Source organism: Vibrio sp. R10-SG-ISO4, assembly GCF_059834135.1.
Genome location: NZ_JCBDHJ010000002.1, coordinates 320,423 through 341,880 on the forward strand (window position 1 = coordinate 320,423; position 21,458 = coordinate 341,880).

General features: G+C 48.2%; 19 protein-coding genes. 12 read left to right on the top strand and 7 right to left on the bottom strand.

Annotated features, from left to right (window positions below):
- Positions 1-2: 2 nt before the first annotated feature.
- On the bottom strand, positions 3-1,139 hold the full coding sequence (gene nagA, locus AC6R03_RS02425; protein WP_500630663.1) for an N-acetylglucosamine-6-phosphate deacetylase: 1,137 nt from the start codon (positions 1,137-1,139) through the stop codon (positions 3-5).
- A gap of 516 nt (positions 1,140-1,655) precedes the next feature.
- On the opposite strand from nagA, the gene nagE reads away from it, so the two are divergent.
- On the top strand, positions 1,656-3,143 hold the full coding sequence (nagE, locus tag AC6R03_RS02430) for an N-acetylglucosamine-specific PTS transporter subunit IIBC (protein WP_487903173.1): 1,488 nt from the start codon (positions 1,656-1,658) through the stop codon (positions 3,141-3,143).
- Between the two features lie 269 nt (positions 3,144-3,412).
- Positions 3,413-5,083, top strand: a complete 1,671-nt coding sequence (gene glnS / locus AC6R03_RS02435; RefSeq protein ID WP_500630662.1) for a glutamine--tRNA ligase — start codon at positions 3,413-3,415, stop codon at positions 5,081-5,083.
- A 120-nt stretch (positions 5,084-5,203) separates the two neighbouring features.
- Here the strand turns inward: glnS and fcrX are convergent, their stop codons facing one another.
- Positions 5,204-5,653 carry a ferric iron uptake transcriptional regulator FcrX gene (gene fcrX / locus AC6R03_RS02440; protein ID WP_334555190.1) on the bottom strand — a complete coding sequence of 150 codons (450 nt, stop codon included), beginning with the start codon at positions 5,651-5,653 and terminating at the stop codon, positions 5,204-5,206.
- Positions 5,654-5,856: 203 nt separating this feature from the next.
- Here fcrX and AC6R03_RS02445 point away from each other — a divergent pair, with 203 nt between their 5' ends.
- Complete coding sequence (locus AC6R03_RS02445; protein ID WP_334555191.1) at positions 5,857-6,360, top strand: DUF4442 domain-containing protein; 504 nt, start codon at positions 5,857-5,859, stop codon at positions 6,358-6,360.
- Between the two features lie 58 nt (positions 6,361-6,418).
- Here AC6R03_RS02445 and fldA read toward each other — a convergent pair whose 3' ends face one another.
- The 3 genes from fldA to AC6R03_RS02460 all read right to left on the bottom strand — a co-directional run bounded on the left by fldA (position 6,419) and on the right by AC6R03_RS02460 (position 8,093).
- On the bottom strand, positions 6,419-6,952 hold the full coding sequence (fldA, locus tag AC6R03_RS02450; RefSeq protein ID WP_500626425.1) for a flavodoxin FldA: 534 nt from the start codon (positions 6,950-6,952) through the stop codon (positions 6,419-6,421).
- A gap of 62 nt (positions 6,953-7,014) precedes the next feature.
- The gene (locus AC6R03_RS02455; protein WP_053440537.1) at positions 7,015-7,236 is read right to left on the bottom strand and encodes a DUF2788 domain-containing protein; all 222 of its coding nucleotides are present in this window, start codon (positions 7,234-7,236) and stop codon (positions 7,015-7,017) included.
- 92 nt (positions 7,237-7,328) lie between these two features.
- On the bottom strand, positions 7,329-8,093 hold the full coding sequence (locus AC6R03_RS02460) for an alpha/beta fold hydrolase (RefSeq protein WP_500630661.1): 765 nt from the start codon (positions 8,091-8,093) through the stop codon (positions 7,329-7,331).
- A gap of 105 nt (positions 8,094-8,198) precedes the next feature.
- Between AC6R03_RS02460 and seqA the strand changes: the two genes are divergently transcribed.
- Together seqA and pgm are read left to right on the top strand one after the other, a co-directional pair.
- Positions 8,199-8,738, top strand: a complete 540-nt coding sequence (gene seqA, locus AC6R03_RS02465; protein WP_334555194.1) for a replication initiation negative regulator SeqA — start codon at positions 8,199-8,201, stop codon at positions 8,736-8,738.
- 110 nt (positions 8,739-8,848) lie between these two features.
- Complete coding sequence (pgm, locus tag AC6R03_RS02470; protein WP_500626423.1) at positions 8,849-10,495, top strand: phosphoglucomutase (alpha-D-glucose-1,6-bisphosphate-dependent); 1,647 nt, start codon at positions 8,849-8,851, stop codon at positions 10,493-10,495.
- A gap of 168 nt (positions 10,496-10,663) precedes the next feature.
- Here pgm and AC6R03_RS02475 read toward each other — a convergent pair whose 3' ends face one another.
- Entirely contained in the window at positions 10,664-11,413 is a 750-nt protein-coding gene (locus tag AC6R03_RS02475) for a DUF1853 family protein (protein ID WP_500630660.1), read from the bottom strand.
- Positions 11,414-11,498: 85 nt separating this feature from the next.
- On the opposite strand from AC6R03_RS02475, the gene AC6R03_RS02480 reads away from it, so the two are divergent.
- A complete protein-coding gene (locus AC6R03_RS02480) occupies positions 11,499-12,257 on the top strand; it encodes a Nif3-like dinuclear metal center hexameric protein (RefSeq protein ID WP_487903179.1) in 759 nt (252 codons plus the stop codon).
- 71 nt (positions 12,258-12,328) lie between these two features.
- Here AC6R03_RS02480 and AC6R03_RS02485 read toward each other — a convergent pair whose 3' ends face one another.
- Positions 12,329-13,618 carry a citrate synthase gene (locus AC6R03_RS02485; RefSeq protein ID WP_500630659.1) on the bottom strand — a complete coding sequence of 430 codons (1,290 nt, stop codon included), beginning with the start codon at positions 13,616-13,618 and terminating at the stop codon, positions 12,329-12,331.
- A 394-nt stretch (positions 13,619-14,012) separates the two neighbouring features.
- On the opposite strand from AC6R03_RS02485, the gene sdhC reads away from it, so the two are divergent.
- The 6 genes from sdhC (at position 14,013) to odhB (ending at position 21,394) form a co-directional block, all read left to right on the top strand.
- Positions 14,013-14,405, top strand: a complete 393-nt coding sequence (gene sdhC / locus AC6R03_RS02490) for a succinate dehydrogenase cytochrome b556 subunit (RefSeq protein ID WP_334555199.1) — start codon at positions 14,013-14,015, stop codon at positions 14,403-14,405.
- Complete coding sequence (sdhD, locus tag AC6R03_RS02495; RefSeq protein ID WP_334555200.1) at positions 14,399-14,743, top strand: succinate dehydrogenase, hydrophobic membrane anchor protein; 345 nt, start codon at positions 14,399-14,401, stop codon at positions 14,741-14,743. Before sdhC ends, sdhD begins: the two co-directional genes overlap by 7 nt.
- Positions 14,744-16,510 (top strand): succinate dehydrogenase flavoprotein subunit, encoded by a 1,767-nt coding sequence (sdhA, locus tag AC6R03_RS02500; RefSeq protein ID WP_500630658.1) that lies wholly within the window; start codon positions 14,744-14,746, stop codon positions 16,508-16,510.
- Between the two features lie 14 nt (positions 16,511-16,524).
- A complete protein-coding gene (locus AC6R03_RS02505) occupies positions 16,525-17,235 on the top strand; it encodes a succinate dehydrogenase iron-sulfur subunit (RefSeq protein WP_334555202.1) in 711 nt (236 codons plus the stop codon).
- Between the two features lie 96 nt (positions 17,236-17,331).
- Positions 17,332-20,157 (top strand): 2-oxoglutarate dehydrogenase E1 component, encoded by a 2,826-nt coding sequence (sucA, locus tag AC6R03_RS02510; RefSeq protein ID WP_500630657.1) that lies wholly within the window; start codon positions 17,332-17,334, stop codon positions 20,155-20,157.
- 28 nt (positions 20,158-20,185) lie between these two features.
- Complete coding sequence (odhB, locus tag AC6R03_RS02515) at positions 20,186-21,394, top strand: 2-oxoglutarate dehydrogenase complex dihydrolipoyllysine-residue succinyltransferase (protein ID WP_334555204.1); 1,209 nt, start codon at positions 20,186-20,188, stop codon at positions 21,392-21,394.
- Positions 21,395-21,458: the final 64 nt, after the last annotated feature.

A 21,458-nucleotide genomic window follows, 5' to 3' on the forward strand; every position in this document is an offset into this window, starting at 1 on the left:
TCTCAATTCTGCTCGTATTGTCCGTTTACTACCGTCGCCTGGACGTTGAAGTCGCGGTCGAATACGGTGAGGTTTGCCACTAAGCCTTTTTTAATTCGACCCAGTTTATTGTCTACACCGATTGCTTTCGCAGGGTAAAGGGTTGCCATGCGAAGGGCTTCGTCCAGAGCGATACCGACGTGCTCAACCGTGTTTTGAACTGCTTCAATCATGGTTAAGGCTGAACCGCCTAGTGTGCCATGTTCATCGACACACTTGCCATCCCGGTAATATACTTTCTTACCTACAAAAATAAAGTAATCCATGTCAGCGCCTGCAGGAGCTGTGGCATCGGTCACTAATACTAATTTTTCACCCTTAATTTTGTGCGCAATTCGGATGTTGGCGTAATCGACGTGGAAGCCGTCTGCAATGATGCCCGCGTAAACATCTGGCGTGTCATAAATCGCACCGACCACCCCTGGCTCTCGGCCAACCATTGGGGTCATGGCATTGAAGAGGTGAGTGGCAAACGTCACCCCTGAATCGAAGCTTTGACGAGCTTGTGCATAGGTGGCATTCGTGTGACCAATCGAGACCACGATGCCGGCTGCACTTAAGCGTTCAATATGAGCGGCGTCATTGTGCTCTGGCGCGAGTGTGACTTTAGCGATGACATCGGCGTTGTCACACATAAAGTCAATCATGCTGTCATCGGAAGGGCGAATATAGTCGACACTATGAATGCCTTTTTTCGCTACGTTGAGATAAGGCCCTTCAAGGTGAAGACCGAGAGATTGGTTTTGATATTGAGCGTGATACTCGCGAGCCGCCGCGACGGCGGAGCGCATGTCTTCATCGGAAGAGGTAATCAGAGTCGGCAGGTAACTGGTACAGCCCGATTTTAAATTGGCTTGATGCATGATTTGCATAGTCTGCGCTGTGATTTCGTCATTCAGCATTACGCCGCCACACCCGTTCAGTTGCAGATCGATAAAACCTGGACTGACGTTTGCGCCTTTTAGGTCGATGGTTTTGATCGTCTGTGGCAGAGTGTCTTCGGGGCAAACTGCCTCAATGAGCCCTTGGTTCACAATCACAGCGTGGTTCGTTAGAACGTCACTGCCGGTGTAGAGTTTGCAGTTGGTTAGCGCATACATGGTCAGCAAATCCTTATAGGTATAGACCCGTCAACGAGTTAGGGTCACATTTCTCATTCTTTTATAGATCAAACTGAAGAGCAATGAATTGATCCGACAACTTTATTTGAAAACTTCAATTAGATCGCGAAATATCTTTACCAGCCGAAGCGTCATTTTACGCTGACTTGGTTCAGTTTTGAATTCTGTCCTAAGACAGTGTCAGGGCGAGTTTCTGTTTGTCTTTCTCTTTAAATGTCGTAATAACATCATGTTATCCATGAGTTTTTACTATGTTTCCGCCTCTGACTTATGCACTGATACTAGCCGATAAATCTCATTTATTCGCATTGTAAAATAAGTTTTATGATCTGGCTAGCAAAAACCTCGAAATACCCCTGTATCTGGTGATTATGATCACAAATGATGAGCTTTTAATTTGCGGAGCAAAATTAATATCATAAACTGACAAGGACTAAATTGAGCAACTAAAAAAAGTTACTCGACCAATTAAAAATCCTATAGGGGGAACTTAAGGTGAATATTCTTGGTTATTTCCAAAAAGTAGGTAAAGCGTTAATGGTGCCTGTCGCCACGCTACCTGCTGCAGCAATACTAATGGGTGTTGGATACTGGATCGATCCAAACGGTTGGGGCGCAAACAGCGCACTTGCTGGTTTCTTGATTCAGGCTGGTGCCGCTATTATCGATAACATGTCATGGCTATTTGCTGTGGGCGTGGCTTACGGTTTATCTAAAGACAAAGACGGTGCCGCTGCTCTGGCTGGTCTCGTCATGATGTACGTAGTGACGAAACTGCTTTCTCCAGGTGCCGTTGCTCAAATCCAAGGTATTGATGCAAGCGAAGTCCCTGCGGCATTCGGTCGTATTCAAAACCAGTTCGTGGGTATCCTAGTGGGTATCATTTCGGCAGAAATCTACAACCGCTTCTCACATGTTGAGCTGCACAAAGCGCTCGCGTTCTTCTCCGGTAAGCGTCTTGTACCTATCATGACATCGTTCGCAGGTATCTTCCTATCGTTCGTATTGATGTATGTATGGCCATCAGTATACGGCGGTCTAGTGAGCTTTGGTGAAGGTATCCAAGGTTTGGGCGAAGTCGGTGCTGGTATCTACGCATTCTTTAACCGTCTACTTATCCCTGTCGGTCTACACCACGCATTGAACTCAGTATTCTGGTTCGACGTGGCGGGCATCAACGATATTCCTAACTTCCTAGGTGGTGCGAAATCCATCGCTGAAGGTACGGCAATCCCAGGTGTAACGGGTATGTACCAAGCGGGCTTCTTCCCAATCATGATGTTTGGTCTACCTGGTGCAGCGCTAGCGATTTACCACACGTCTAAAGCGAAGAACAAAGAAAAAGTCGCGTCTATCATGATCGCAGCAGGCTTTGCTTCTTTCTTCACAGGTGTGACTGAGCCTCTAGAGTTCTCATTCATGTTCCTAGCTCCGCTACTGTACGTATTGCACGCGTTGCTAACAGGTATCTCTGTTTATATCGCTGCATCAATGGAGTGGATTGCAGGCTTCGGCTTCTCGGCTGGTCTCGTGGATATGGTACTATCAACGCGTAACCCACTGGCGGTTAAGTGGTACATGCTGATTGTACAAGGTCTTGTGTTCTTCGGTCTCTACTACGCAGTGTTCCGTACCGTTATTCTGAAGTTTGGTCTAAAAACACCAGGTCGTGAAGACGACGAAGCTACTGAAGTTTCAGGTTCTGAGAACTCATCTGAGTTGGCTAAACAGTACCTAAAAGCACTAGGTGGCCATGAGAACCTAACTAACATCGACGCTTGTATCACTCGTCTACGTCTGACTATCAAAGATACCAGCATTGTTGATGAGAAAGTGTTGAAAAACCTAGGAGCAATGGGTGTGGTTAAACTTGGCGCGAACAACCTTCAAGTTATCCTTGGCCCACTTGCGGAAATCATTGCCGGCGAAATGAAAAACATTCCAGCCGATGAAGATCTGACGCCAGTGCAACTGCCTTCTTAATCGAGTCTAAAGACAATTAAAACGGAGCCTCCCCATTGGGAGGCTCTTTCTTTTGCGGCCCAAAATCTCGTTTGGACCGGGCTATGTTGGTTGAAAACTGCGCGCTTTATCGGGCATCGTTTATCAACACTCATTATTTCTCAAGAAAAGACCTGTTCTTGTTGTGTATCCGCTTAGAATTGTGGATCATTACCCGCTATATGCCCTAAAGGACTTTTCCCTTTAGAGAAATTTTTCTGAACAATACTAAAACAATTGAGGTGCTATAGATGAGTGAAGCTGAAGCTCGTCCATCGAATTTCATTCGCCAAATCATTGATAAAGATTTAGCGGATGGTAAACACACTAGCGTGCATACTCGTTTTCCGCCGGAGCCAAACGGCTACCTTCATATCGGTCACGCTAAGTCAATTTGCTTAAACTTTGGTATTGCTCAAGACTATCAGGGCAAGTGTAATCTGCGTTTTGATGACACGAACCCAGAAAAAGAAGACGTCGAATACGTTGAGTCGATTAAGAATGATGTGAGCTGGTTAGGCTTTGAGTGGGATGGTGAGATTTGTTACTCATCCAACTACTTTGACAAGCTTTACGAGTACGCGGTTGAATTAATTAACAAAGGCTTAGCGTATGTTGAAGAGCTAAGTCCTGAGCAGATTCGTGAGTACCGTGGTACGTTGACTCAACCGGGCAAACCTAGCCCATATCGTGACCGCAGTGTTGAAGAGAACCTCGCGCTATTTGAAAAAATGCGTGCGGGTGGTTTTGAAGAGGGAACGGTTTGTCTACGCGCCAAAATCGATATGGCCTCGTCGTTTATGGTGATGCGTGATCCTGTGCTTTACCGCGTTCGATTTGCAACTCACCACCAGACCGGTGACAAGTGGTGCATTTACCCAATGTACGACTTCACACACTGTATCTCTGATGCCCTTGAAGGGATCACTCACTCTTTGTGTACGTTGGAGTTCCAAGATAACCGACGTTTGTACGACTGGGTGCTAGAGAACATCACGATTGACTGTCAGCCACACCAGTATGAGTTCAGTCGTCTGAATCTTGAATACACAGTCATGTCTAAGCGTAAGCTAAGTCAACTAGTGACTGAGAAGTTGGTGAGCGGCTGGGATGATCCTCGTATGCCAACCATCTCTGGTTTGCGTCGCCGAGGGTTCACGCCGGGCTCTATTCGTGAGTTTTGTAAGCGCATTGGTGTGACCAAACAAGACAACATGATCGAAATGAGCTCGCTTGAGTCTTGTATTCGTGATGACCTGAACGAAAACGCACCACGTGCGATGGCGGTACTGGACCCTGTTAAAGTGGTTATCGAAAACTTTGACGCAGAGCGCGTAGAGACATTAACGGTCGCCAACCACCCTAACAAGCCTGAGATGGGTGAGCGCCAAGTGCCGTTTACTCGTGAGGTTTGGATTGAGCGTGAAGACTTCCGTGAAGAAGCCAACAAAAAGTACAAGCGTTTAGTTCTTGGTAAAGAAGTGCGTCTTCGCGGTGCTTACGTCATTAAGGCTGAGCGTATCGAGAAAGACGAGCAAGGTAATATCACCACTATCTACTGCAGCTACGACGACCAAACACTCGGCAAAAATCCTGAGGATGGCCGTAAAGTGAAAGGTGTGATTCACTGGGTATCAGCAGATAAGGGCTTACCGGCTGAAATTCGCCTTTACGATCGCTTGTTTACTGTGCCAAATCCAGCCGCAGCGGACAACTTTGCTGAGACGATCAATCCTGATTCACTGATGGTGATGAATGGGTTTGTTGAGCCAAGCCTAGCCAACGCTGAAGCGGAGAAAGGTTACCAGTTCGAGCGTATGGGCTATTTCTGCGCGGACGCGAAAGACTCTAAGCCAGAGGCGTTGGTCTTTAACCGTACCGTTGGCTTGCGTGATACTTGGGCTAAGATTGAAGCTCAGTAAGCGCAACGAATCCTATTAGAGTCGCCAGTGAGCGATAAAAAATGCCAGTCTTGATGACTGGCATTTTTTTAATCAGCAGAAAAGAGACAGTGCCTAGTTAGCTTTTGCACTGATCTACTGTTATTTTTTAGGTTTGTGCGCGTCAGGGTTGTCTTTACAACTGCCATCGCCACACTTACCGTATAGGTACAAGCTGTGGTTGGTCAGCTGGACATTGTACAGAGAGGCGATCTCTCGTTGACGCTCTTCGATGATTTCGTCTGAAAATTCAATCACTTCACCACAGTCTAGACACACTAAGTGGTCGTGATGGTGTTGAGTGCTCAGTTCGAAGACTGATTTTCCACCTTCAAAGTGGTGACGGGTCACAATGCCAGCATCATCAAATTGGTTTAAAACGCGGTAAACAGTAGCCAGACCGATTTCTTCACCCAGATCGATGAGTTTCTTGTACAAATCTTCAGCACTGATGTGCGCGCAGTCTGGTTGCTGTAATACTTCTAAAATTTTGAGTCGCGGAAGAGTGACTTTAAGACCGGCATCCTTCAGCGCTTGGTTGTTATCTGACATATACTTTCCTGTTGATGTTCTGCGGCATTAAACAGAATCCAATATTCCAATCATTATAGGGTACTCGTTAATAACAATAAACCCGAATCTCAAAGGGTTACTCATGTTTTATCATAAACTAGCGAGCGGTCACTTATAGTACTGGTCTAATGAGTTACAATTTGTTAACGTTTTGGCAATGTAAACAGTTTAGGATTTCACGGATGTCTACGCTACTTGAAAAGATCTATAAACCCAGTGTTGTGAAGTTTGCCCTTAATATTTGGCCACCGTTTTGGGGGGCTGGGATTCGTATTGTGTCGATCAGTGAAGACTTTCGTGAGGTGAAGATGAAGCTCAAGTTACGCTGGTGGAACAAGAATGCCAATCGTACCCAATATGGGGGCAGCATTTTTTCCCTGACCGATCCCGTCTATTCGTTAATGCTGATGGGGATTTTGGGCAAGCAATATTACGTGTGGGACAAAGAAGCGAGCATCAACTTCATCAAGCCGGGACAAAGTGACTTGCACGCCGATTTCTTGATTTCTCAGCAGATGCTTGATGATATCCTGACTCAAACCGCAGGGGGCGACAAGTGCTTTCCAGAGTTCATTACGCATGTAAAAGACAGCAACGGTATGGTGGTATCGGAAGTACAACGTAAGTTGTATGTACGTAAAAAACCGAAGTTTAGGGATGAGGAACAGGCGCCTCAATCGGCATAACAGACTGGATTAAGTACAAAAAAACCTCCAAAGATGGAGGTTTTTTTAAAAGGTCAGCTTAGTCTTCCAACTCAGCTAAGCACATCTCTTCATGGATTTGCTTACACCAGTTGTTAACGCGGTCTTCAGTCAATTCTGGTTGGCGATCTTCGTCGATACACAAACCGACAAATTGGCTATCGTCACCCTCAACTAGGGCTTTTGATGCTTCAAACTCGTAACCATCGGTTGAGGTGTAACCGAGAATCGTACCGCCTTTTGCTTCAACGATATCACGTACTGTGCCCATGGCGTCGCAGAAGTACTCTGCGTAATCTTCTTGATCGCCACAACCAAATAACGCAACTAACTTGGTCGAGAAATCGATTTGCTCTAGCTCTGGGAAAAAGTCATCCCAGTCACATTGTGCTTCACCGTAGTACCAAGTAGGAATACCCAAAAGCAGAAGATCGAAGCTATCAATGTCTTCTTTACTGCTTTTGGCAATATCTTGAACGTGAACCAGTTGTTTACCCAGTTGCTTTTGAATCATCTTCGCAACAGCTTCAGTGTTACCTGTGTCGCTACCAAAGAAGATACCTACACTTGCCATAGATTCGTTACCTTTACTTTTACGTGTTGTGGCGGGCCAAATGGCGAACCGCGTTTGGCCTGTTACCCCAGACCACCACCTTCCCAGCTAAGCTGAATGATGCCTTTGGCAATAAAGCCAGCGCAGCCCAGGAATAGGACTAACCATACAATTCGACGACCAAATGGTGGGACATTTCCCGCTTTGAGTACATCTTTTATCGCCATACCGATGAGAAAAAAGATAGACGCAAAAAGCAAGTCGAGACCTATCGACTCAAGCATGTTCATATAGTCGTAAAGCATGGAATCCCTTATGCCAAATTACTTGCGCTGCACTATACCATTGTTAACTCGTAAAGTTAACGGTCAGGAGAGATTGAACGCGTATTCGATGGCTAGCCAATAAACTTGCGAATCGCGCGCAATACTTCAGCGGGCTTTTCTGCGTGCAACCAATGACCTGTATTGGCAATAACGTGTGCTTTAGCGTGGCGAAATTGCGCCTGAACCGCTGGTTGATGCTCGGCGGTAAGGTAATCCGATTCGCCTCCTTTGAGAAAGAGGGTCGGGACATCTACTGGGGATAAGGATTGCCAGCCTAAAATATCCCAGTAATTGTTTTTTAGGCTCGTTACGTTGAAGCGCCACGCGAGATGATCGCCTTCTTTATACAGCGACTTGCTCAGAAACTGCCTGACGCCACCGATGTCAATGTGCTGCGCTAGAAGGGATAGGGCTTGCTGACGAGATTGTGGCCGATCTGCGAGTACGGCTTCTAGTCCTTTAAAGACATTATCATGTCTTGCTTGTGTATATCGCACTGGCGCCATGTCGAGCACGATCAGCTTATGTACTCGAGTTGGGGCCAATCCGGCCAGCGCCATGGCGACTTTACCGCCCATCGAGTGCCCTACGACGATCGCGGTTTCAATGCTCAAATGATCGAGCAAACGCAGGACATCACTGGCCAACACATCGTAATTGTGTTCGTCGCTGTGAAAAGACTGGCCATGATTTCTAAGATCAACACTTAGCACTTGGTGGTCTTCACGCAGATCGCGCGCCAGTAAACCGAGATTGTCCAAGTTACCAAATAAGCCATGAAGCAGAACAACGGTGGGTCCTTGTCCTTCAAGTTTGTAGTTGAGCAATGGTGACATTTTAAAACTTCGTTTTTTGTTTATTCGTGTGGGTTTAACGTAGAGTCTGCGCGAAGATCTCGCTATAATCCCCAAGAGTTTAAACATAGAGATTGTGAAAAGCGAATGAAAACAATTGAGGTTGATGAGGATCTATACCGTTACATCGCAAGTCAGACCCAGCATATTGGGGAGAGTGCTTCTGATATTCTCCGTCGTTTACTAAACGCTGACCGCCAGCAAACGGAGTCGCTCGCAACAACGCCCACAGCAAAGAAAGGCGTGGTTGTCAGTAAAGACGCTGTGTTTGAAGAGCGTGTGGATAGCGTCAAAGCGATGCGCTCACTGCTGATTTCCGATGAGTTTGCAGGGCTGAAGAAAGCGATTGACCGCTTTATGCTAGTACTCTCTACTCTTCATCGAATCGACCCAACTGGTTTTTCAGAAGCAACACAAGTGAAAGGTCGTAAACGTGTCTATTTCGCTGACAATGAAGCGACCTTGTTAGAAAGTGGCAATACGACCAAGCCTAAGGCGATTCCTGGCACGCCATTTTGGGTGATCACCAACAACAACACGAGCCGTAAACGCCAAATGGTTGAGCAATTGATGGCTCGCATGAATTTCCCCGCCGATCTGATTGAGAAAGTGATTAACTCGATTTAGAAACTTGTAATCACCGTCAAAGAAATCGGATTTAAACCTCATAATGCACGAATAACTTCAAGTATTATGAGGTTTTTTGTTTTCTTCCCAATTTAAGAAAGGATGTCGACATGGCTATGCACCCGAGAGCGGGACAAAAGGCTCAGCAGCAAGATCTGCATAATATCCCTGCCTTAGTGGCAAACTACTTTTTACTTCAACCTGAAGCGAGCAACCCAGATCATAAAGTGGAGTTCGGTACGTCAGGCCATCGTGGTAGTGCAGACAAATCTACGTTTAACGAGCATCATATTTTGGCGATTGCCCAAGCCATCGCAGAAGTGCGTGCCGAGAAAGGCACCACCGGGCCATTGTTTGTCGGTAAGGACACACACGCGTTGTCAGAGCCAGCGTTCTCAACGGTGGTTGAAGTGCTTGTTGCCAATGGCATCAAGGTGATTGCGCAGCAAGACAACGGCTACACGCCGACGCCTGGCGTCTCTCATGCGATATTGAGTTACAACCTCCAGCATGAGCAAAAAGCGGACGGTATTGTGATCACGCCTTCTCACAACCCACCGCAAGATGGCGGAATTAAGTACAACCCGACGCATGGCGGCCCAGCAGAAGATGCCCTAACCAAAGCCATTCAGGATCGCGCGAACGTGTTGATCGCAGAGGGTTTACAAGGCGTGAAGCGCATGCCGTTGGCAGAAGCGAAAACCTCTGAACTGTTTTCTGAAGTCGACTTGGTGAAACCGTATGTGGACGACCTAGTCAATGTGATTGACATGGAAGCGATTCAAAAAGCGAATTTGACCCTCGGCGTTGATCCACTCGGTGGCAGTGGTATTGATTACTGGCGTCAAATCGCATCCACTTACAACCTTAACCTCACTTTAGTTAGCGAAGCGATTGATCCCTCGTTCCAGTTTATGTCGTTAGACAAAGACGGTGTGGTTCGTATGGACTGCTCATCACCGTACGCTATGGCGGGGCTGCTCGCGCTGAAAGATCAATATGATCTCGCGTTTGGCAACGACCCTGACTACGATCGCCACGGCATCGTGACGCCAAAAGGGCTTATGAATCCTAACCACTTCCTAGCTGTCTGCATTGATTACCTCTACCGCCATCGTGAAGGATGGGAACAAGATGTCGCCGTGGGCAAGACCTTGGTCTCAAGCGCCTTGATTGACCGTGTTGTGGCGGATTTAGGACGTGAGCTGTGTGAAGTACCTGTCGGTTTCAAATGGTTTGTGGATGGCCTGTATGAAGGTAAGTTTGGCTTTGGCGGCGAAGAGAGTGCTGGCGCGTCATTCTTACGTAAAGATGGGACACCTTGGTCAACAGATAAAGATGGCATCATCTTGTGTTTGCTTGCCGCTGAGATCACTGCCGTCACCGGCAAGAATCCACAGCAGTACTACGAAGAGTTGGCGGCAAAGCATGGCGAGTCTCAATACAACCGAATTCAAGCGGTCGCAAATGGGCCACAGAAAGACGTGTTGAAAAAGCTATCTGCGGAAATGGTCAGTGCGCAAACCTTGGCGGGCGATCCTATCACTGCTCGCTTGACGCATGCGCCAGGTAATGGTGCGGCCATTGGCGGTCTAAAAGTCACGACCGATAACGGTTGGTTCGCGGCTCGTCCATCCGGTACGGAAGACATCTACAAGATTTACTGTGAGAGTTTCAAAGGGGCTGAACATCTTAAGCAGATTGAAGCGGAAGCGCAGCAGATCGTGAATCAAGTGTTTGCTGACGCAGGGCTATGATAGCGACGCTCTCGGTTTAAGTCACAGAGAGACTCCAAACTAGGCTACTTTATGGTAGCCTTTTTTGTTTGTGCTGCTTTATTATCATGCCACATGATATCCAATGTTGTCTTTCACTTAGCGACTTGCTGTCGGGTTGTGAGCGTCTTAGTCACTCTGCGTTTGACGTCAGTTTGGCCAAGTATCAGGAACAATAAACCAAAACTCTCCGTCTTGCGTTTGTGCATGGACAAATCGTTCTGAGTCGAGCGTCACTACCTCTCCCTCCTCGCCGTTGCCCACCGCCCATTGATGCTTATCCAAAGCGAACAATGGCTTATTGATCTGTTCCCATTGGCTTGCATAGCACCAGTAGCCACTGATTTGATTCGGGTTGAGCTCATAACCTAGGCAGTGGCTAGGAATGGTCTCAGGCTGAAATGGATTGATGTAGAGGCGGCCCTGGAGTAACAATTTACTTTCCAGTGGTTGATATTGTGGGTATTGCTCAACAAACGCCGCCGTTTGACTCATCAATAGTTGGTGATTGAGCATTCTGTCGAGTTTTTTATCCAGTTGATCGTGTGCATTGGGCCCATACCATCGACCGTTGTGGAGTAAGTAAAACTTAATCGCCAGCTCCCAGTGCTGATGCTGAGAGGCTTGGTGGTCATAAACTATCAAATCAATCGCGCCCAAGGTTCTTCCCTCTGGGCTTTGAATTTGCAATTCATCCAACACGACGTCATAGCGCTTGCTGTTGTTTAAGGCTTGAGTAACTAAATATTGATAGACGAACCCCAAACGTGCGTTGCCAGTATAGGGCTGCGAGTCAAAAGGGGCAGGATCGAGGGTCGCGAGTGAGCAAAACGGCGGGGTGAGCTCAAACAAGGGCGGCGTTGCGGTCAGCCATTGATAGAATCGGGTGAATCGTGTCATCTTTCTTTAGGGCTTGGTTGTCACTGCGGACTAGCTTGACATACACTGGCCGCTAAGCAAACAACCGATAATGTGGAATGTGGTCATGAATCACTTACAACTCGAAGCAATCCTCAATCAAAAGTTATCGCCAGAGCAAATCAAAGATTACGCGCCGAATGGCTTACAAGTGGAAGGCGCAGCTGAGATCACTAAGGTCGTGACGGGCGTCACCGCATCGCAAGCCCTGATTGAGCAAGCGGTCGAGCGAGGTGCGCAGGCGCTACTCGTCCATCATGGTTATTTTTGGAAAGGTGAGCCAGAGCCCATTCGTGGGATGAAAGGAAAGCGCATTCGAACCTTGATCAAAAATGACATCAATTTGTATGGTTACCACTTACCTCTTGATATTCATCCGGAGCTTGGTAACAACGCTGAGCTTGCCAAGTTACTTGATATCGATGTCGAAGGTGGACTGGAAGGGCACCCTCAATCCGTCGCCATGTTTGGTCGTTTAAGGCGTCCTATGACAGGCGCTGAGTTAGCACACAAGATTGATGCAGCACTCAATCGCCCGCCACTGCATATTCTGCCGGAAAGCGGCGACAGTGTGATTGAAACCATTGGCTGGTGTACCGGAGGTGGTCAGGATTTCATTGAGCTGGCTGCCAACCAAGGTCTGGATGCGTTTATTTCTGGTGAGATTTCAGAGCGAACGACGTACACAGCGCGAGAGCGGGGTATTCACTATTTTAGCGCGGGTCACCATGCGACTGAGCGATATGGGGTGAAAGCTCTAGGGGAGTGGTTAGCCGCGCAGCACGGCTTAGAGGTTGAATTTATCGACATCGATAATCCAGTATAACTGGGCGCGAATACTCAAAAAAACAAAAAAGGGTTGAGACGATCTCAACCCTTTGTGTTTCTTATGGCAGGCTATTCACGTTCATGAATAGGCTGAAAGTCGCGTTGCACTTCACCAGTGTAGAGCTGACGTGGTCGGCCGATACGGTTGAGTGGGTCGCTGTGCATTTCGTTCCAGTGTGCGATCCAACCAATAGTACGAGAAAGCGCAAAGATAACAGTAAACATCGAGACAGGAATCCCAATCGCTTTAAGAATGATGCCTGAGTAGAAATCGACGTTCGGGTACAGTTTCTTCGAAACGAAGTACTCATCGGATAGCGCAATACGTTCTAGCTCCATCGCGACATCGAGCAATGGGTCTTGAATGTTGAGTTCTTTAAGTACGTCGTGACAAGTTTCACGCATCACGGTTGCACGCGGGTCGTAGTTTTTGTAAACACGGTGACCAAAGCCCATCAGACGGAATGGGTCGTCTTTGTCTTTCGCGCGTTCAATGTACTCTGGGATGTTGTCAACGCTGCCGATTTCTTCGAGCATCTTCAAACAGGCTTCATTCGCACCACCATGCGCAGGGCCCCATAATGAGGCGATGCCTGCCGCGATACAAGCAAACGGGTTCGCGCCAGAAGAACCAGCAAGACGCACTGTTGAGGTTGACGCATTTTGTTCGTGGTCAGCGTGCAGAGTAAAGATCTTATCCATCGCACGGGCGACAACAGGGTTCACTTCGTACTCTTCACAAGGGTTTGCGAACATCATGTGTAGGAAGTTCTCTGCGTAGCTGAGATCATTCCGTGGATAAATGAATGGCTGGCCAATCGAGTATTTGTAGCACATGGCCGCCAATGTTGGCATTTTCGAAAGTAGACGATACGCTGTGATTTCGCGATGTTCGTCGTTGTTGATGTCCAGTGAGTCGTGGTAGAAGGCGGCAAGAGCGCCGACCACACCACACATGACGGCCATTGGGTGAGCATCACGTCTAAAGCCGTGGAAGAAGCTAGCGATTTGCTCATGAACCATCGTATGACGGGTTACTGTCTTTTTGAATTGCTCATATTGTTCACGTGTTGGGGCTTCACCATAAAGAAGTATGTAACATACTTCTAGATAATCAGCGTTGTTAGCGAGCTGATCAATGGGGTAACCGCGGTGCAAAAGAATACCCTTGCCGCCGTCGATGTAGGTGATTTGAGATTCACAAGATGCAGTGGCAAGAAAACCAGGGTCAAAAGTAAAGAATCCATTTGCTCCAAGTTTACGAACGTCAATTACAGGAGTACCTAGGGCACCTTCCATAATTGGCAGCTCGATCGGCGCTTGACCTTCGACATGAAGGGTCGCTTTCTTATCTGCCATAACAATCTCCTTTGTTTATTATTAATCCATCCAGGATGTTTGTGTGACATTTTTGTACGTGTCTTCCGTATTAAAGTCAATTCTTCTACTCTGATGTGTGCACTTGTTTTGATTTTTTGAAGCTGTAAGGTTAAAAATCTGTTCTGTGTAGCAAAAATTGTTACATCAATTGTATTAGAATGTTGCGAGCCGTATAGTGACGCTGTAAATTTTGGTGTAAACCTAATAAATTCAAGGTCTGAAACAAATGTGAGGTGACGTTTCGAATCTTGTTGTTAACAATTATTTTACAATTCAGTTGGGGTATATAACCTGTTGGGTGTTAAATAAATGTTAGCTTTTGTGGGTTTGCAACCAAATTTCATCCATAACAATAAATGCTCAATGGAGCTGAGTGAGCAAGCCCGTGAAAGAAAGAAAGTCAAGACCTGTTAATTTAGATTTGCAGACCATTCGCTTTCCGATCACAGCAATCGCATCGATTTTACACCGGGTCTCTGGTGTGATTACGTTTGTCGCGGTCGGGATTTTACTTTGGTTATTAAACATTTCCTTATCATCCCCTGTCGGTTATGCGCAAGCCGCTGACATCGTCGATGGCTTCTTCGTGAAGTTCATCTTATGGGGCATTCTGACGGCATTGGCCTATCACATTGCAGGCGGTATTCGTCACCTGTTGATGGATTTGGGTCATTTCGAAGAGCTGGAATCTGGCGCGATGAGCGCTAAGGTTGCATTCGCAGCAACAGCCGTGTTGTCTCTACTTGCGGGGGTAATGGTATGGTAAAACACATCTCATCCTTTGGTCGTAACGGTGTGCACGATTTCTTACTCATTCGTGCTACGGCCATCATCATGACACTCTATACGATTTATCTGGTGAGCTTTTGTGCCTTCACCGATATCTCTTACATATCCTGGACTCAGTTCTTTGGTGGTACGTTTACGAAAGTATTCACCATGCTCGCCCTCGTGTCTGTCCTAATCCACGGTTGGATTGGTTTGTGGCAGGTGCTGACCGATTACATCAAATGCGCCAAGTTACGTGGTGCGCTTCAGTTGGGTGTGATCGCGATTCTATTGGGTTATTTCTTCTCTGGTCTATTTGTATTGTGGGGTGCGTAAGTGTCTATTCCAGTTCGTGAATTTGATGCCGTAGTAATCGGCGCTGGTGGTGCAGGTATGCGTGCTGCACTGCAAATTTCAGAGCAAGGCCTGACGTGTGCTTTGCTGTCCAAAGTCTTCCCAACTCGTTCTCATACCGTATCAGCGCAAGGCGGTATTACCGTTGCGCTCGGTAACTCGCATAGAGACGATTGGCAATGGCACATGTACGACACCGTTAAAGGGTCGGACTATATTGGCGACCAAAACGCAATTGAGTACATGTGTAAAAACGGACCAGAGTCTGTCATCGAACTAGAGAAAATGGGTCTGCCATTCTCTCGTTTCGACAATGGCAGCATTTACCAACGTCCTTTCGGCGGTCAGTCGAAAGAGTTTGGTGGCGAACAAGCCGCTCGTACTGCTGCTGCTGCTGACCGTACGGGCCACGCGTTATTGCACACGCTGTATCAGCAAAACGTCAAACACAAAACCACCATTTTCTCTGAGTGGTACGCGCTTGATTTGGTGAAAAACCAAGACGGCGCCATCATGGGTTGTACCGCTATTTGCATGGAAACGGGTGAAATCTGTTACTTCAAATCTAAAGCTACGGTACTTGCGACAGGTGGTGCGGGGCGTATTTATGCCTCAACGACTAACGCACACATCAACACAGGTGATGGTGTGGGTATGGCGCTTCGTGCTGGTGTGCCAATGCAAGACATGGAAATGTGGCAGTTCCACCCAACTGGTATTGCCGGCGCGGGTGTTCTGGTTACAGAAGGTTGTCGCGGTGAAGGTGGTTACCTTCTTAATAAAGATGGTGAGCGCTTTATGGAGCGCTATGCGCCGAATGCGAAAGACTTGGCAGGTCGTGACGTGGTCGCGCGCTCAATGATGATTGAGATTCGTGAAGGTCGCGGTTGTGACGGTCCATGGGGTCCACACATCAAACTCAAGTTGGATCACTTGGGTAAAGATGTGCTTGAATCGCGTCTACCAGGCATTTGTGAGCTTTCTAGAACCTTTGCTCACGTCGATCCGGTTAAAGAGCCTATCCCTGTTATCCCGACCTGTCATTACATGATGGGTGGCGTACCAACTCAAGTGTCCGGTCAAGCGATCAAACAGCTGGCAGATGGCAGCGATGTTGAAGTTCAAGGTCTGTTTGCTTGTGGTGAAATTGCCTCTGTATCTGTGCACGGTGCTAACCGTCTCGGGGGTAACTCGCTGCTTGATTTGGTGGTCTTTGGTCGAGCGACGGGTCTACACCTTGGCGAGACTTTGGCGGCTCAAGCAGAAGCACGCCCAGCGACAGAGTCTGATATTGAAGCTTCTCTGGCGCGCACTATGCGTTGGGAGAACAGTAAAGGTGGTGAAGACCCAGTTCAGATCCGCAAAGATTTGCAAACGTGTATGCAAAACAGCTTCTCTGTCTTCCGTGAAGGCGACGCGATGGCAACGGGTCTCGAAGAGCTTAAAGTCATTCGTGAGCGTTTAAAAGACGCACACCTTGCGGACAAATCTTCTGAGTTCAACACCCAGCGTATCGAGTGTTTAGAGCTAGACAACCTCATGGAAACGGCGTTCTCCACTGCCGTTGCAGCGAACTACCGTACGGAAAGTCGTGGAGCGCATGCCCGTTTTGACTTCCCTGAGCGTGATGATAACAACTGGCTATGTCACTCAATTTATAACCCGGAAACCGAAGCGATGACCAAGCGTGATGTCAACATGACACCTGTTCATCGTGAAGCATTCCCGCCGAAAGTACGTACATACTAAGGGAGGATTGAATCATGAAACTAAACTTCTCTTTGTACCGCTACAACCCAGATGTAGACAGCAAACCTTATATGAAGGACTACACTCTAGAGGTCGACGAAGGCTCTGACATGATGGTGTTGGATGCTCTGATTCTTCTGAAAGAGCAAGATCCTACGATTGCATTTCGCCGTTCATGCCGTGAAGGTGTCTGTGGATCTGACGGTCTGAACATGAATGGTAAAAACGGATTAGCCTGTATTACACCGCTGTCGGCATTGCAAGGTGACAAGATTGTCATCCGTCCACTGCCGGGATTGCCTGTCGTGCGTGATCTAATCGTTGACATGACGCAGTTCTATGATAACTATGCGAAAGTTAAGCCATTCTTGATTGACGACGGCGCACTTCCCCCATCAAGAGAGAACCTACAATCTCCTGATGAACGTGCCCATTTGGATGGATTGTACGAATGTATTATGTGCGCATGTTGTACGACATCCTGTCCGTCTTTCTGGTGGAATCCTGACAAATTTATAGGCCCTGCGGGCCTACTTGCCGCTTACCGTTGGCTGATTGACAGCCGCGATACGGCGACAGATGAACGCTTATCAAATCTTGATGACGCATTTAGCGTTTTCCGTTGCCACGGCATCATGAACTGTGTAAGTGTTTGTCCGAAAGGGTTAAATCCGACGAAAGCGATTGGTCACATTAAGACCATGCTCGTGAACCGCTCGGTTTAATGGACAATAAAAATTGCCGGTCATAATGTCGTGACCGGCTCTTATTAGCTCGGCGCAGACCGAAGCAAACGTGAAAACTACTGGTTAAGGGAAAATATGCACAACGGCGTGATGAAGGCATGGCTCGAGTCTTCACACTTGGCTGGCGCCAATGCAACGTATGTAGAGGACCTCTACGAACTGTATCTAAGTGATCCCGATCTGGTAAGTGAGGAGTGGAAACGCGTGTTCGATGGCTTGCCTAAGCCTGACAACGAAGTGGTTGAACAGCCACATTCGCGTGTCCGTGACTACTTCCGACGACTCGCTCAAGAAACAAAGCATTACAATGTCCAAGTTAGTGATCCAGATGTCGACGCTAAACAAGTAAAAGTACTTCAGTTAATTAATGCTTACCGCTTTCGTGGACACGAAGCGGCTCAATTAGACCCCCTAGGATTATGGCAGCGCCCACCTGTGGCTGAGCTTGATCCTGCTTTCCACTCTCTCACAGAAGACGATCTAGAAGAATCCTTCAACGTAGGTTCATTTGCTATTGGTCAAGAGACCATGCCGTTGAAAGACATCTACTCCTCGCTGAAAAAAATCTACTGTGGTTCAGTGGGTGCTGAATACATGCACATGACCAACACCGAGCAAAAGCGTTGGATTCAACAACGTCTCGAGTCGGTCGTCGGCCAGCCGACGTTCAGCCAAGACGAGAAGCGAACATTCCTTGACGAGCTTACCGCAGCGGAAGGCCTAGAGCGTTACCTTGGCGCGAAGTTCCCTGGCGCGAAGCGTTTCTCACTCGAAGGTGGGGATGCCCTAATCCCTATGACCAAAGAGCTGATTCGTCACGCAGGATCAAGCGGTATGCGTGAAGTCGTGATTGGTATGGCGCACCGTGGCCGTTTGAACATGTTGGTCAACGTGCTCGGTAAAAAGCCACAAGATTTGTTTGATGAATTCGCGGGCAAACACGACGAAACATGGGGAACGGGTGATGTGAAATACCATCAAGGTTTCTCTGCTGACTTCGCTACCCCAGGTGGTGATGTCCACCTCGCGCTTGCTTTTAACCCGTCTCACCTTGAAATCGTCAACCCAGTTGTCATGGGCTCAGTACGTGCACGTCAAGACCGTTTAGGTGATAAAGACGGCAGTACCGTTTTGCCAATCACCATTCACGGTGACTCAGCGATTGCCGGTCAAGGTGTTGTGGCAGAGACGTTCAACATGTCTCAAGCACGCGGCTTCCAAGTGGGTGGTACGGTTCGTATCGTGGTGAACAACCAAGTCGGCTTTACGACGTCTAACCCAAGAGATACGCGCTCAACCATGTACTGTACGGACATCGCTAAGATGGTCCAAGCACCGATCTTCCATGTTAACGCAGACGACCCAGAAGCGGTGGCGTTTGTGACGCGTATCGCCCTTGACTACCGTAACGAATTCAAACGCGATGTGGTGATTGACCTGGTTTGTTACCGTCGTCACGGTCACAACGAAGCGGACGAGCCGAACGCGACTCAGCCGCTGATGTATCAAAAAATTAAGAAGCACCCCACACCACGTAAGCTCTACGCCGATGTGTTGATGGAGCGCGGTGATTTCGGTATCGACGTGGCCACGCAACTGGTCAACGAATACCGTGATGCACTTGATCGTGGTGAAGTGGTGGTCAAAGAGTGGCGCCCGATGGCTCTGCACTCAGTGGATTGGTCTCCATACCTTGGCCACGAGTGGGATATGCCGTGGAGCAATACCTTTGATAAAGCGCGTCTGCTTGAACTAGGCAAACGTATTTGTCAGTACCCAGAGAGCCACAAGCTCCAGAGCCGAGTGAATAAGCTCTACAACGATCGTCAAGCTATGTTAAGCGGTGAGAAAGCGGTCGACTGGGGTATGGCTGAAACCTTAGCCTATGCCACCTTGGTTGACGATGGTAAGCGTATTCGTATCTCCGGTCAGGATTCAGGTCGCGGCACCTTCTTCCACCGTCATGCAGTACTGCACAACCAAGCGGACGCCAGCACGTATGTGCCACTGTCTAACATCCACGACAAACAAGGCCCGTTCCAGGTATTTGACTCGGTGCTGTCTGAAGAAGCCGTGCTTGCCTTTGAATATGGCTATGCGACCGCTGAGCCGGGCGGCTTGACGCTATGGGAAGCGCAGTTTGGTGACTTTGCCAACGGCGCGCAGGTCGTGATTGACCAGTTTATCTCGTCAGGTGAACAGAAGTGGGCCCGTTTGTGTGGTTTGACGATGTTGTTGCCGCACGGCTATGAAGGTCAAGGACCAGAGCACTCTTCTGCGCGCCTAGAACGTTATCTACAGCTATGTGCAGAGCAAAACATGCAAGTGGTTGTGCCGTCTACGCCAGCTCAGGTGTACCACATGATTCGCCGTCAAGTGGTTCGCCCGATGCGTCGTCCTCTGATTGTGATGTCTCCGAAGTCGCTGCTGCGTCATCCTTTGTGTACGTCTACTATGGATGAATTGGCCGATGGCACATTCCAAGCGGCAATTGGCGAAATCGACAACTTAGAGCCAGCCAAAGTGAAACGTGTCGTGTTCTGTTCCGGTAAGGTCTACTTTGACCTACTTGAGCAGCGTCGTAGCAATGAACAAGACGACGTCGCGATTGTTCGCATCGAACAGCTTTACCCATTCCCGCTGGAAGAGGTGAAAGCCGCTATCGAACAATACACCAACGTGGAAGATTTTGTCTGGTGTCAGGAAGAGCCACAAAACCAAGGGGCTTGGTACTGCAGTCAACACAACTTCCGTGCTGCTATTCCGAAAGGCGCAGATCTTAAATACGCGGGCCGTCCTGCGTCAGCATCTCCTGCGGTCGGCTATATGTCAGTACACTTGAAACAGCAAAAGGCGCTAGTTGAAGACGCGCTAAACGTGAATACAAAAACTTCGGATTAAGAACTAGAAGTTAAAGGAAGAAACCGATATGACAATTGAAATTCTGGTTCCAGATTTACCTGAATCTGTTGCTGACGCTACGGTCGCGACGTGGCACAAACAACCTGGTGACGTTGTAGAGCGTGACGAGGTGTTGGTGGATATTGAAACGGACAAAGTGGTTCTAGAAGTCCCAGCGCCAGAAGCGGGTGTACTTGAAGCCATTATTGAAGTCGAAGGCGCAACCGTGCTCTCGAAGCAGCTTCTTGCCAAACTTAAGCCAGGTGCGGTCGCCGGTGAGCCAACGACTGACACAACAGAAGCGTCAGAAGCGTCACCAGACAAGCGTCACAAGGCGTCATTGAGCGAAGAAAGCAACGATGCACTTAGCCCAGCAGTGCGTCGCCTGCTCGGTGAGCATGGCCTTGAAGCGAGCCAAGTCAAAGGCACGGGCGTAGGTGGTCGCATCACGCGTGAAGATGTTGAAGCGCACCTTGCGAACGCGAAAGCAGCACCTCAAGCGGCAGCGCCTGCAGCCGTTGAAGCGCCAGCAGCGGCACGTAGCCAAAAACGTGTGCCTATGACGCGTCTTCGTAAGACAGTGGCTAACCGTCTACTGGAAGCGAAGAACAACACCGCGATGCTGACAACGTTTAACGAAGTGAACATGAAACCTATCATGGACCTGCGTAAACAGTACAAAGATCAGTTCGAAGAGCGCCACGGCACTCGCCTTGGCTTTATGTCTTTCTACGTCAAAGCGGTGACGGAAGCGTTGAAGCGTTTCCCAGAAGTGAATGCGTCAATCGATGGTGACGATATCGTTTACCACAACTACTTCGACATCAGCATGGCGGTATCGACGCCACGTGGCTTAGTGACGCCAGTATTGAAAGACTGTGACACCCTAGGCTTTGCAGATATCGAGAAAGGCATCAAAGAGCTTGCGATTAAAGGTCGTGATGGCAAGTTGACGGTCGACGAATTGATGGGCGGTAACTTCACTATCACTAACGGTGGTGTATTTGGGTCATTGATGTCAACGCCAATCATCAACCCACCTCAGTCAGCAATCTTGGGTATGCATAAAATTCAAGATCGTCCAATGGCGGTGGATGGCAAAGTCGAGATCTTGCCGATGATGTATCTCGCGCTTTCATACGACCACCGTCTGATTGACGGCCGTGAATCCGTTGGCTTCCTAGTGACCATCAAAGAGCTACTGGAAGATCCAGCACGTCTGTTATTGGACGTTTAATATCGCTGAAACGTCTAGCTGTCTTAGATAGCTAGACGTCTAAAGTTTCAAAGGCTAGACTCGC

Bases quoted from the DNA above. Each gene is read 5' to 3' on its own strand.
- nagA (WP_500630663.1), bottom strand. From the start codon at position 1,139: ATGTATGCGCTAACCAACTGCAAACTCTACACCGGCAGTGACGTTCTA.
- glnS (WP_500630662.1), top strand. From the start codon at position 3,413: ATGAGTGAAGCTGAAGCTCGTCCATCGAATTTCATTCGCCAAATCATT.
- fcrX (WP_334555190.1), bottom strand. From the start codon at position 5,653: ATGTCAGATAACAACCAAGCGCTGAAGGATGCCGGTCTTAAAGTCACT.
- AC6R03_RS02445 (WP_334555191.1), top strand. From the start codon at position 5,857: ATGTCTACGCTACTTGAAAAGATCTATAAACCCAGTGTTGTGAAGTTT.
- fldA (WP_500626425.1), bottom strand. From the start codon at position 6,952: ATGGCAAGTGTAGGTATCTTCTTTGGTAGCGACACAGGTAACACTGAA.
- AC6R03_RS02455 (WP_053440537.1), bottom strand. From the start codon at position 7,236: ATGCTTTACGACTATATGAACATGCTTGAGTCGATAGGTCTCGACTTG.
- AC6R03_RS02460 (WP_500630661.1), bottom strand. From the start codon at position 8,093: ATGTCACCATTGCTCAACTACAAACTTGAAGGACAAGGACCCACCGTT.
- seqA (WP_334555194.1), top strand. From the start codon at position 8,199: ATGAAAACAATTGAGGTTGATGAGGATCTATACCGTTACATCGCAAGT.
- pgm (WP_500626423.1), top strand. From the start codon at position 8,849: ATGGCTATGCACCCGAGAGCGGGACAAAAGGCTCAGCAGCAAGATCTG.
- AC6R03_RS02475 (WP_500630660.1), bottom strand. From the start codon at position 11,413: ATGACACGATTCACCCGATTCTATCAATGGCTGACCGCAACGCCGCCC.
- AC6R03_RS02480 (WP_487903179.1), top strand. From the start codon at position 11,499: ATGAATCACTTACAACTCGAAGCAATCCTCAATCAAAAGTTATCGCCA.
- AC6R03_RS02485 (WP_500630659.1), bottom strand. From the start codon at position 13,618: ATGGCAGATAAGAAAGCGACCCTTCATGTCGAAGGTCAAGCGCCGATC.
- sdhD (WP_334555200.1), top strand. From the start codon at position 14,399: ATGGTAAAACACATCTCATCCTTTGGTCGTAACGGTGTGCACGATTTC.
- AC6R03_RS02505 (WP_334555202.1), top strand. From the start codon at position 16,525: ATGAAACTAAACTTCTCTTTGTACCGCTACAACCCAGATGTAGACAGC.
- sucA (WP_500630657.1), top strand. From the start codon at position 17,332: ATGCACAACGGCGTGATGAAGGCATGGCTCGAGTCTTCACACTTGGCT.
- odhB (WP_334555204.1), top strand. From the start codon at position 20,186: ATGACAATTGAAATTCTGGTTCCAGATTTACCTGAATCTGTTGCTGAC.